Origin of the sequence: Rhodococcoides fascians A44A (assembly GCF_000760735.1) — a bacterium.
In the GTDB taxonomy this organism is placed as follows: Bacteria; Actinomycetota; Actinomycetes; order Mycobacteriales; family Mycobacteriaceae; genus Rhodococcoides; species Rhodococcoides fascians_E.
In genome coordinates, this window is sequence record NZ_JMEX01000001.1 from 90719 (window position 1) to 102650 (window position 11932).

At 64.2% G+C, this 11932-nt stretch carries 11 protein-coding genes; all 11 read right to left on the reverse strand.

All coding sequences use genetic code 11. The features are described 5' to 3' along the window. Positions 1-12: 12 nt before the first annotated feature. The 11 genes from BH95_RS00470 to BH95_RS00520 all read right to left on the reverse strand — a co-directional run bounded on the left by BH95_RS00470 (position 13) and on the right by BH95_RS00520 (position 11856). Positions 13-675: a hypothetical protein gene (locus BH95_RS00470; protein WP_037180531.1), complete on the reverse strand. Its 663-nt coding sequence runs from the start codon at positions 673-675 to the stop codon at positions 13-15. A 17-nt stretch (positions 676-692) separates the two neighbouring features. Then, positions 693-1310, reverse strand: a complete 618-nt coding sequence (locus BH95_RS00475; RefSeq protein ID WP_037180533.1) for a hypothetical protein — start codon at positions 1308-1310, stop codon at positions 693-695. Beyond that, on the reverse strand, positions 1307-2860 hold the full coding sequence (locus tag BH95_RS27725) for an LGFP repeat-containing protein (RefSeq protein WP_052059927.1): 1554 nt from the start codon (positions 2858-2860) through the stop codon (positions 1307-1309). Before BH95_RS27725 ends, BH95_RS00475 begins: the two co-directional genes overlap by 4 nt. A 232-nt stretch (positions 2861-3092) precedes the next feature. Next, entirely contained in the window at positions 3093-4940 is a 1848-nt protein-coding gene (locus tag BH95_RS27730) for a hypothetical protein (RefSeq protein WP_052059928.1), read from the reverse strand. A gap of 82 nt (positions 4941-5022) precedes the next feature. Then, positions 5023-5856 carry a DUF4913 domain-containing protein gene (locus BH95_RS29340; protein ID WP_244164743.1) on the reverse strand — a complete coding sequence of 278 codons (834 nt, stop codon included), beginning with the start codon at positions 5854-5856 and terminating at the stop codon, positions 5023-5025. Beyond that, positions 5853-7865 (reverse strand): type IV secretory system conjugative DNA transfer family protein, encoded by a 2013-nt coding sequence (locus BH95_RS00495; protein WP_052059929.1) that lies wholly within the window; start codon positions 7863-7865, stop codon positions 5853-5855. Before BH95_RS00495 ends, BH95_RS29340 begins: the two co-directional genes overlap by 4 nt. Continuing rightward, on the reverse strand, positions 7862-8197 hold the full coding sequence (locus BH95_RS28660) for a transposase (protein WP_052059930.1): 336 nt from the start codon (positions 8195-8197) through the stop codon (positions 7862-7864). The genes BH95_RS00495 and BH95_RS28660 overlap by 4 nt, the downstream gene beginning before the upstream one ends. Further along, positions 8194-8346: a hypothetical protein gene (locus BH95_RS28665; RefSeq protein WP_157773029.1), complete on the reverse strand. Its 153-nt coding sequence runs from the start codon at positions 8344-8346 to the stop codon at positions 8194-8196. Before BH95_RS28665 ends, BH95_RS28660 begins: the two co-directional genes overlap by 4 nt. Before the next feature lie 50 nt (positions 8347-8396). Beyond that, complete coding sequence (locus tag BH95_RS28670) at positions 8397-10124, reverse strand: hypothetical protein (protein WP_052059931.1); 1728 nt, start codon at positions 10122-10124, stop codon at positions 8397-8399. Then, positions 10124-10333, reverse strand: a complete 210-nt coding sequence (locus BH95_RS00515; RefSeq protein ID WP_037180536.1) for a hypothetical protein — start codon at positions 10331-10333, stop codon at positions 10124-10126. The genes BH95_RS28670 and BH95_RS00515 overlap by 1 nt, the downstream gene beginning before the upstream one ends. A 29-nt stretch (positions 10334-10362) precedes the next feature. Next, entirely contained in the window at positions 10363-11856 is a 1494-nt protein-coding gene (locus BH95_RS00520) for an SCO6880 family protein (protein WP_052059932.1), read from the reverse strand. Between the last annotated feature and the right edge of the window lie 76 nt (positions 11857-11932).

Genomic DNA, 11932 nt, shown 5'->3' on the forward strand with positions numbered 1-11932 from the left:
ATGCTACGTCTTTCAGCAGTAGCGCTCGGACCTGCGGTACTCGACTCCGAATTCGTCGGCTAGGTGCAACAGATCGTTCAACACCTGCGGATCCTTCGCAAGTAGCGTCGTGTGTTGCTCGTCGATACCCGTTGCAACACAGAAACGCTTGTCCGCGGGCCACCACAGGTTTGGAACTATTTCAGGCTCGGTAGAGGCCATGTACGCGGTGACAGCGAGATAAGACAAACCTGCACGGGTGAGGATCTCGGAGCCCATTTCAGGTCGTTGTTGCAGGGGACTATGTGCGCGAAGCAACGATGTCCATATCAAGCCGCGGCAGCTGACGTCGGCAAATGAATCGAAGAATGCGCGCAGTGGAAGCGGAGGCTGACCAACTTCGGGGGGCACATCGAAAAGACCGTCCACAACAGCATCCGGGGTGTTGGAACAGATCAGGGAGCCGAACGTGCTGTGGTCATCGAGATCGGTACCTAACGTCTCGGCGACCGTTCTCCATCTCACTGGATAGGTAAGTGGCCGACCGTCGATCACCTCGGTCCGGAATGCAGGATGGAGCACCTGCGCCCGTGCCGCGAACTGTGGTAACCAGCCTCGATTGCATTCGTCCGGATAGCCTGCCTCCGCCATCAGGCGGTCGTCAGCATCGGCCGAGATCTGAGTCCAGCTGATCATTGAGTGTTCAACTCATTCTACGTGAAAGTCGCTGTCCAGGACGCATTCGCATGAGGGTAGATCGATAATTGTCCAGACGGAAGACTATACGAGACCCATGAGGCGTTGATCGAGAAGTAGTTGTCCTGCGCCGTCAAAAATGCGATCGCTATCGTGTCATTCGCCGGCCAGTAGTAGCAACGGCCTGGTTCAACATCGATTTCTTGATCTGACGTGAAGGTGCATTCCAGGGGCTCGCCAGGGCCCGTCACCGGGTACCGGTTCGTTGGATCGATTGCCGGATAGCCTGTGTACAGCACTGACGTGGGGACGGCTCGCTTGTCCACAGTGATTACGGTAACCGGGTTGTCCTGCGCAAGCTTGGTCCAGCTGACAGCCGGCGGGTCGTCGGTAACGACCTGGTTGTCGTCCTCGTCGACCCAGCTGTACCCAACGCGGTCAAGTACCTGACTGCCGACAGTTGCGATGGGGGGAGGGCCAGCGACGGTAAACGATCCTTCAGGAAGCGAGGGAAGGTCGTTCGTCCCGGTCGTGGTCTGGTCAGCCGATGAACTGACTGTGGTGGGTGCTTCCGCGCTGTGCGCGCACCCCGCCACAGTCAGCGTCATCAACAAAGCCGCGGTGCGGATGGTCAATTTCCGAGGCAAAGCTGCTCTTCACCTCGTCCGTTCTGCACACCTACCGTTTTTTGCTGTGCTTCACGGTCCTGCGGATACTGATAGGTACCGATGAACTCACTGTAATAACGGAACTTGGTCCCAGGGGTGCACCCCACTGCTGACGTCAAAACAATTCTGGCCTTGTTACTGTCGATGCGTACCTGAAGACCACCTCTGGTTATGACCTTGTTCGCCGCTCCGCCCGGAATCTGTGGCAGACCAACCCCTCGGTTGAACCACCACCTATAGACGCCGGTGCCTCCTTCGACCGAATGTCTGGATGCAGTCGGGAAGTAACTGCAGTTCGATGCGGCCGTTGTGTGAATCTGACCCGGATAAGCTAGCTGGCCGTTCCGTCTGGTCTGCGACGGGTGTGGATTGCCTTTGAAGTCGGCCCTAATACCGCAGTTGCGCAGTGGATTTCCTTGATCTTCTTCTTCCTGCGTTCGCGCCGGAAGCGAGCGATTGCCCATGAAGTTGAATCCAGTTGGGATTCGCTGCGGCTCCAAGGACGGGTCCGCTTCCGAATTCGGTGACGGGGTGGTTTGCACAGATGTGGACTCCGAAGTCGTGTCCGAGCTCGGGCTCGACTCGGGTGAGGTTGTTTCCTCCACGGGTGCGGGCTCGAGTTCATCCGCCGGGGACGACGCGTCTGATGGTTGGACCGATTCCTCCGGAACACTCTGTTGCTGTCGTGCGTCGACCGGAGGATTGGTCGCACTGTAATCAGCGATTGCTGGAGCTACCTGGGGATTGAGGTCAGCAGGGGGAGGAGATGGATCACCCGGCTTCCAATCGATAGTGGCGAACTCGAAATTCTGTGCCTTTCCGCCCATGAAGTCGAACTCGTCACTTGTCGGGTAGCCGAACCGTCCGTTTTCGTAATTGCGGGACGCCCAAGCTTGTAGAACTTGACCCCATACGACGTGAGTTCCGGTGTTGGGCGACCAATAAATGGCTCCACGTTCGAATGAACTGACTGCGCCACCGTAACGAGTGAGCTTGACTTCGTTGCTGGTAGGGAACCCGAGAGCGCCGTTCTCGTAATCGAGTTGTCCCCACTTCTTCAAAATTTCGCCCTGAACATTGTATGCGGCGGACGCGCCAGACTTCCAATAGATGTTGCCGCCCTGAAAGCGGTTGAACCTGCCTGGTTTGCGGGCATCCAGTTCGCGCGAGGTTGGGAAATGGAGACCACTGTTCTCCCAGCCCAGCTGTTCCCAGCGATCTCGTATCAGCCCTCCCACCTGGTGAGCGCCGGTATCACGATGGTAGTAGATCGAATTGTGGTTGGAGAACGCCTGCCACTTCCCGCCGTAGTTGGCATTTAATTCGTCGGTGACAGCGAACCCGTTGCGGCCGACGGCAATCCATTCTTGAAGGATTGCTCCGCCGACATTGTGGCCATTGCTGTTCTCGTCCGCGTAACTCGGCGGCGCCGCGCCGACCAGTAGTGCGACGGCAACTGCGCCAACCAGGCTCGCACTTGTAGTGGCACGCGATATCTTCCGAAGCCTTCGGATCATCGAACTCCCTCATGTGACGTCACGACTCACAGGTTGATACGACCCCCCGAATTATGAAACGCAACAGACGGTTTGTCTAGAGGGGCATAAGTGACTGGTGGTGCCGTTGAGATTCCAGTGCCTTCCGCGCGGTGGTAACACAAGCACCCTGGGCATCGGACAGTTTGCCCGCCCCGACGCCCACACCAAGTGTTGTGGTGTGGGCATAGGGCAATAATCGACGACTTTGCACTCAGCGGCTTCCGCGGTCGTGGCTGATGCTCGTGCTGCCGGATCGGTCGCCCTTGCTTGCTTGTGCTCCCGTCGGTGCACTTGGATCGATAGCGGTCGCGGGCTTGGCGTTGCCGATGTCGGTGACGCGGTGAGCGTTGACGGCCTCGGCGTCGACGCCGGCCGCGCGCAATGCATCCATGTCCCGGGTGCGGCGTTCGGCGCTGTCGTACGCAGGCGTGCCCGGCGGCTGCTGTGATGTCGACCGGGGGGCGGTCGACGTGGCGCCGGCGGTACCACCGGTCAGGTCGGTGTCGATGGGCCGCTGGGCGCTGTTCCAGGCGTCGATCAGTTCGCCGCGACTGGCGAGGTAGGCGGGGCGGTCGGGGGATGATTCGGCTTGGGCGAAGCCTGCCGCCAAGGCTGGTGCGTGATCGTTGGCCCACGTGCGTGCATGGTGGACGTCGAAGCTCAGGCGCAGTTCGTTCTCGGCCGCAGTCTTCTGTGTCCCGGTGTAGTTCTGGTAGCGCTCGACATCGCGCGGGACATGCTGCGCGCCCCACTCGGTGACGGTGTCGAGGTCGGTGGTGGTGAGCGGTGGGACAGGGCCGAGGAGCGCTCGTGTCGCCTCGGGATCGAGTCGGGGGTAGTCGCTGCCGGTGTTCTCGATCCACGCTTGTGCGATGGCTTCTCGACGCGCTCCGGGCACTCGGTCGGTGATCAGTTCGGGTTTGTGTTCGCGAGCCCAGTCGGCGGCAACGTGGGTGAGGTAGTTCTCGAATGCCTCTCCGTCGCGGCTACCTGTAGTGCCGCCGTAGAGCTGGTGTTCGGCGGTGCGCGGGTTGACGCCGGTGTGCCACTGCCAGGCGGCGGCGAGCTGGTCGCGGTCGAGTTCGCCGGCGGGGTCGATGACATCGGAGATCACCCTCGCACGATCGACGTCGGCGGCTTCTCTGCGTGCCGCGTCGGGGTCGGTGCGTGCGCGTTCGACCTCGCCCAGGAGTGCACCGAGCGGCGCGGTGCGGGTGCCGGCGTCGATCGAGCCGGCGTCGATGCCGAAACGTTCCCGGATCCGCTCACGCATGTTCTCTTTCGCAGAACCGGTTGCGGTGTAGTGCAGATCCGCGAGCCGGTCAGCGGGGGCACTGTCGAGGTAGAGCTCGTCGAACTGCCTGGCGGCAGTGGGGTGCTCGTGGCTCAGGTAGGGCAGCGAGTCGACGTTCGTGCAGTAGTACGAAGCCACCACGGCGTCTGTGTCGGGTGAGTAGGTCAGGTGCGCGGCCCACGTGCCTGGGGCGCGGCGGACGGTCTCGTCGGTGACCGGTCGATCGAAGGTATCGCCGGTGCGCAGGAACCGATCTGCGACGAAGCCGGGTCCGCGCGGCTGCTCGTCGAGGACGGTGAAACCGTCGGTGGTGTACTGCGCGGCGGCGGCGTCGCGGCGCTGCTGGATGGAGATGTCGCGCTGCACCGCGGCACTGACGGCGGCCATGTCGAGGTTCTCGCGGCTGCGGGTGATGTTGTAGCGGGTGCGTAGTTGCTCGTTGATGACCTCGGCTGCTTCGGCTGCGACGGGGGAGCGGTCTTTCCAGGTGTTCGCCAGGCGCATCTGCTGCCCGATCTGCTCCGGCTGCGCATCGGCCCACCAGCGGTCGCGATGTACGGCGCGCAGGGCGGTCTCGGCGGAGGACTGTTCGGCGCGTAGCCGGGTGGTCAGTTCGCGGCCGCGGCGGTCACTGGCGGCGGCGGCCTCGCGGAGGCGTTGTTCGCGGCGGCGGGTGAGCTGTTCGCTCACTTGCAGGGCGACTTGCAGCATTGTGCGCAACACTGCGGAGTGTTCGCGGGAGATGTCGGAGTGTTCGGTACTCATGCAGAACCTCGATTCGGTGAAGGGTTCGGGTGGTGGGCGTCGTGCAACGAGCTACGACGGTGCTGGCATCGTGCTCGTGTTATCAGTCAGACAGTGGTCCGTGTTCGATGGGTTCCCCGCGTAGCGCCGCGGGAACGGGGTCGGAGGGCAGAGGGTCGAGCGGGTAGTGACCGTTTCGGACCGAGCATTTGGCGAATGTGCCGCTGGGGTCGAACAGGATGCTCATGTGATGATCGGCATGGTCCTTCTTCCACACCGACCAGCCAGTTCCGGGATCGGTACGCATTTTTTCCCATCCCCTCCACAGCCCGTCGACGATCGCTACCGCTTCGGTGTGCTTCCACCACGACAGGCACCACGCCTTCTGGGTTCCCGACGTCACCTCGCGGCGATAGAGATCGCTGAGGTAGTCGTCGAAGAAGTCGAACTTGTTGGCATACACCAACTGTGGTGGATTGTTCACCTCCTCTTCGGCGGCATCCGCTGCGGCCTGTTCCGCTCGCAGATCGAGAGTCAACTGCGCATCGACTCGGCGGGTCGTCGCCTCGATCAGCTGTTCATACAGTTCCGGAGTCAGCCGCTGCTCGAACACAGCCCCGGCCGCGCGTTCGGCTTCCTGGCGCAACCGTTTGGTGACCGCGGCCTCGATCACATGCTGCGGTATCGCGCCCTCGCCCAATGGTGTTGCGTGGCTTCGATCATCGGCACCGGCGACCGTCCGGCGATCATGGTCGGATGTTTCGGTGCCGATCGCGGGGGAAGAGTTTTCTTCGGACGGCGGCGGCTCGGACGTCGCAGGAGCGTACGGATCGTTGTCGTCGTACGGCTCACCGTGGTTGTAGGGGTCATCGCTGTACGGCTCGCCGTGTTCGCCCTGGCTGCCGGTGTACTCGTAGTCGCCGTCGTGTTCGCTCATGCATTCTTCTCCAAGCTCACGCTCGATGCCTTCGGTAGCCGCGTCTTCGGCGCAGCAAGCAGCGACTGCGGATCTCCGAGCTCGGGATCATCGGCCAAGGCCTCGACCGTGGGGTCTTGACCGGCACGGATCTTCGCGGCCGCGACTGCTTCGGCGTAGGGCCCGGTGTACCAGGGCAGCGTTTCCACCAGCGCCGCCGGGCATTTGGATACTTCGGCGAGCACCGCACGTCCAGCGGGCATGGCCACGAGATCGGCCTTGGTGAGGGTGCGGATCTGCTGGCGTGCGGTCGAGCGAGAGGCTCCGCCGCGGCCGGCGGAGACGGTCTCGGTCATCTCCCAGTGATCACCGAGCGCTTCGGAGACGTTGTCGAGGAATCGGCCGTCCTGGGTCGACCCACCGCCGCCGTAGACGCGGATCGTCGAGGCACCCCACAGTTTGCGCATCCCGCCCTGTCCCCAGCACTCCTCACCTTGGGACCACGATTGCAGGATCGTCGAGACGAGGATGCCGCGAGAGCCGAAGTGGCTGTAAAGGTTCGGCAGATCCTTCCACCGCACCACGTTGGCGGCTTCGTCGAGAGCGTAGGTCGCCGGAACCCGCAACCGGCCCGCAGGCAGCGGTGGTGAGGTACTGATCGGGGTGGCGGTGGCTGCGTCGACGAGGGCATCGGTGACGGCCACGGTCAGCGCAGTGACCAGGGCGCCGCATTCCCCGACGCCTTCCATCGACAACGAATACAGCGTCGGGGAGGTCTCGGCGGCGAACGCGGCCGGGTCGAACTCGGGGCGGGTGTCGTGGTCCCCGATGCGGCTGATCCACGGGTGGTGTTCGGCGTAGGCCAGGCAGCCGATCATGTTGCTCGCGGTGGCGAACACGCCGCCGCGTTGCTTGTCCGGGGCGGTGTACTGGGCTTGCATCGCCGCCGCCCACACCTCGAAACCGTGTTCTTCGAGCAACCGGATCGGAGTTCGATCGCCGACGTCGCTGGCCCAGGTGTAGACGATCGGCAGCGGCAGCTCTGCCACCGCGGCCGCCAGCAACAGCCCGGTGAGCAGACGTTCACCCATCGGATCGAAGAACGGATCACGGCGCGCCTTCTCCCCGGCAGAGGAGGTGGCGAAGATGTTCGCGAGCATCGACGCTTTCGTCTCCTGGGCGGACTGATTCATCCGGGAGACGAAGTCGCTGCCCAGCAGGTCGGTGAGAGCATCGCGGCGCTGCGCGGCTTCCGGCGAATCCTCCTCGACCAAGACACCCGTCGCGGACGGGCGCGCCGAGCGAACCCAGGACAGCGGGTCGTAGAACCACGACGGCATCTCCAAGGCGACCCCGCGTGGGTCGAACACCCACACCGACCCTTTCTCGGCGCGGTAGGTGCGGGTTTCGTCGACGACGTCGCGTTTGTTCGAGGTGGTCAGTACCGCGCCGCGGGCGGCGAGGATTTGCGGGATGATCACGCATGTCGTCTTGCCGACACGTGGACCCCAGATGTGCGTGCACACATCCTCCGGGCCGGGGTAGAGAGTGACACCGAATCGGTTGGGTCCGAGCACCATCCGCCCGAGGGTGCCGCCGGGAACCTCGTCGGCATCCAGTGCTGTTCCCAGACGGGCGATGTCGGCGCGTAGTGACTTGTCGGTCAGACGTTTCATCTCCCGTGGCCGCCCGAGATACAGGCCGGCGTCGTCGACGCGCGTGATCTTCCTGCGGCGACGGAGCATCCATGCAGTTCCCAGCACGGTCGCTGCGAGGGCGAGGATACCGAAGAACACCATGATCACGCTCGCTCCGGTCGACCACACCACCGAACCGTCGGCGAGGCCCCTGATCAGGGTGATCGGCCCGACCGGAATTATCTGGTCGATCCCGGAGAGTGGGCTGCCCAGGTGTAGGGCGGCTTCGATCCCGCCGTACGCGCTGATCGCGAGGACGGCGGCAGCCCCACACATCGCCAGGGTCGGGTCGAGACCGGATTGAGGATTGCGGGCTCCGCGGCCAGTGCTCACAGGGCAGTCCTTTCGTTCCATGTGGCGGTGGTGTGGTGACGGAGGTGCTCGTGCGAGTTGTCGGTGATCAGCTCGGCGTTCAGCTGCTGCGCTCGTGCCAGTTCTGCACGTAGACGGGCGATTTCGTCGGACTGCTCGGAAGGAAGCAAAGGCCGTTCGTCGGTGACGCCTTGGGCTTGCCGATACCAGAATCGGACGGTGTTCGGATGCAGACCCATGTGCGCGGCCGTGCGTTCGATCGCAGCCCACGTCGAGCGTGAGGAGGGGATCAACTCCGAGACGAGCTCGACGGCGCGGTTGCGGATTTCGGCCGGGAAGGTGCGACCTCTCATGCGAGACCGCCAGCGGCGGGATCGGCGGTGCGGAAGCCGAATGGACCGGGACCGTCCGGTTCGGGAGTGATGAACCCCAGCGCAGCGGCTTTGGCGATCAGTACCGTCCACGCAGCCAATGGCAACGGATCGGCGGCTGGTGCAGTCATGGCGGGCCTCTCTGTCGTGTGCAGGTCGCTGTCGCGTCGTCCGGCGGCGATCATGCCGCCGCCTTCTGGGCGGCGACACCGGCGAATCGGGTGTTGGTGTCGTGGTAGCCCAGTGCGGCCTCGGTGGCGGTGATGATGGTGTTGAACGGCACCCCAGGCCGGCGTGCGGTGCCGATGCGCAGCAGAAACTTCCCGCGTCCGGGTGGGGCTTGCTCGATACCGTTGTCGTCGAACCCAGCTGGGGTGGACCAGGAGGAGACGAGTTCTCGGTCCTGGCGGGTGAAGGGGACGATGGAGTCGAGCTTGTCCATCTCCGCATCGGGCAGACCGCCGACGATGACCGCACCCGCACGCTCGATGAATCCTTTCGCGCGTGAGATGTCGACGTCGGAATCGAGTGCTTCGAGGTCTTTGACGGTGTGGGTGATCATCAACAGTGCGGTGCCCATGGTGCGGGTCAGACGGGTGAGTTGGTCGACCCGCAGCACCATCCGCGATCCGCCGGCGAGTACTCGCCACAGTTCGTCGAGGACGACGAGGAAGTTGCGTTGCGGACGGAGCCCGACGTCGGCGAGGACGTGTGCGGCTTCGATGGCCCCGAACGCGTCGGACCAGCAGGCGAGCATGATCGCCGCTTCCAGTTTCGGGTCGTCGACACCGATTCCGGAGATATCGACACACACCGCTACCGGTGGGCGCTCACCTGAGACATCGATGGGGGAGGTGGTCTGGCGGGAGAACACTTCCCCCAGTTCACCGTCGAACAGGGCCATCAGTGTTTCCAGGAGTGGTTCGACCTTCTGCCGGTACCGCTCTGGGTTTCCGGTGGTCAGGGTCTTGCGGTGCAGCTCGGTCGAGCCGTGCTCGATCAACGCATACAGATCCCCCAGGAGTGGGGGCTGCTCGGCGGTGAAGCGGGGATCGGCGTCGAGCTCTCGCAGCGCGGCGGAGACGACGTTGAGCTCACTCTGGTTCAGCTCACCGCCGCGCTCGAGCTCGCACAGCCCGAGGACGAGGCGACGGCGACGCTGAAACACTTGGGCGCGGACCTTGCGCTGGACGTCGGGGAAATCATCGAGCAGAGCGATAATCGAGCCGAGCGCCCCGACCGCGAGGGGATTGAGGTAGCCCTCACCGTGTCCGAGGCGGGTCACCGATGCCCCGAACGATTCGACGAGCTTTGCTTCGTCGGGTTTGAGGTCGGCCGGGATGATCGGGATCTGACCTTGCGCGATCGCCCCGGCGACGATGATGCGAGCGACTGTGGACTTGCCGAGCGAGGGCAGCCCGAGCAGGAACGCTGACGGAGTGTTCTGCAGGTGAGCCCGGTAGACCGCGGAGATCGGATCGTAGCAGACGGTTTGGCCGCTGTCGGGATCCACACCGAGGGGTGTGCCGATCTGCGGATGCCCGGTGCCGACGTAGTGCGGCCACATCCCGCACGCCTGATCGGTCGTCGCCCGGAACGTCGGTGGATGTTCCACGACGCCCATCCGGCCACCGCCGCGGCCGGCGAAACCACGGGCTTTGAGCCGATGCGCCTTGCGCCAGGGTGTTTCGATCCGGTCGGCGCGTGAAGGGTCGCGTGCGAGGCGGGCGGCAATCGCGTCCGCGCGTTCTTGCTTCTTGCGGGCCTTCGCTTCGGCGACGCGGCGCTCACGCGCCCGTTTCATCGGATCTGTGACCTGCCGGGTCGAGCGGACCTGACGCGGTTCACTCGCCCCGGTCAGATCCGCGATCCGCCTGCGGATGAGCAACTTGCCCGACAGCGCGGCCATCAGAGCACCGCCGCATCGTCGAGGTTTCGGAAGGCGCGGCCGAGGAAACCGGAATCGTTCTTAGCGGCGGGACGGGCGATGTCCATGCGGTGTGTGAGGTCGCCGGTGTGTAGCTCGGCGGAGACAGTGAGCAGTGCAGAGGCGGGGAACACTCCTGTGTTCTGGTCGGGTCCGGGCGTCGAGCGGGGCTGCGGTGTGGCGGCGTTCATGAAAACTCCTTCGCGATGGTTGATCTGGGTTATGCGCGTAGTGATTTGGGGATGGTGGCGTGGTCGGGTAGCAGCACACCGGCCAGCGCGAGACCGGACAGGAATGCGGCGGCTTGATGGCGGTACGCGGGCCGCAGGTTCAGGCGTGCGCCTGAGGCGAGGGCTTTCATCTCCGGCTCCAGTGCGTCGAGGTCGTTCTCGTCCAGGCAGGTGGCGGTGACGATCATCGACATCCGCACCAGACCGTGGCCGCGGGCTTCGGCGACACGGGCAGCGGAGCTGGCTTCGAGTTCGAGACCGGCTTGTGCGGAGGCGATTCCGCGGGCGGTGTTGACTTTCCCGACGGCGGACTTGAAGTCCCCCTCCACGGTTTTCGCGGCATCACCGGGACTGTAGGGGCGGTAGATCAGGGTGATGCGTTTACGCGGCACCGACGAGTTCGGGGCCAAAAGCCCCAGCAGGACCCGTTCGGTGGGAAATCCCGAGGGCGGGGTGCGCATCACCCAGACCCGAGAGCATCCCGAATCGTGCAGGTAGGTGTCCTTGGTTTCTTCGGCGGTGATCGGACCGGCATCAGCCCAGTCGCTGACGTAGTCCCCACGGGCGAGCGCGGCTTCGATGTCGGATTCGGCGGCCGGGTCGTAGGCGCGTCGCACCGTCGCTGAGATCTCGGTATCGGACATCGGCAGGGCGGTGACGTTGCAGTGCGCCAGCTGGCCGTAGAAGACGGGGAGTTGGTTGCCGATCACCGCGGCGGCGAGCATGGGGTCCTTGCGTTGAGCGGGGGTGGTGGCATCGAAGGTGATCGAGATCCGCGAATGCACCCGGTAGCCGGTGTTGTCGGCGGCGGCGATGCGTTCGGCCATGATCGCCAGGGCTTCGGCCGGTGCGCCGGGATCGGTGATCGCCGCGAGGTTCGCCTGCGCGCGTTCCCCGGTTTCGGGCAGGGTTTCGACGGTGACGGACATCGCGGCGATGTTGCCGACCTGGCCGAGTCCGGCGAGGAAGTTCGCCCACGACCCGACGAACGAATCGATCAGCTCTTGATCGTTACCGGCGGCGCCGCCGACCCTGCACCGCAAGGTGACGGTGTACTGGTGCGTGGAGGGCATGCGTACGAAACCGAAGCGGTTACCGAACTTGTCGAGGGCCCACCACAGTTCGGTGTCCGCGCCGATACCGGGCAGACGGGAGCGTCCGCCCGCTTGATTGGACAGTGGTCCGGCGCGGTAGATGTGCTGGGCTGTGCGGCGTTGGCGGCCCCACTGGCGGCCCAGCAGTAGTGCTTCGTAGGCGGATTTGTCGCCCATGCTGATTATCAGCGGCAGCCACAACACCACCAGCGGGATACCGATGGTCAACGCGGCCGGAACACCGGCGGTGAACATGATGCCCAGGGTGATGACGAGGATGGCAGCGAGGGAGGCGAAGGCGATCGGGGTGAGGTTGAAGGCGAACACGCGGCGTTCGTTGAACCATCCCGCGTAAGTGCGGACCACGCGTTCTTCGGTCTGCGGACTCATCTGCTGTGCTCCTGTTCGGTGGTCTCTGCGGGGATGTCATGCGCGGTGGTGGCCACGGCGCTAGAGGGGACGGGGA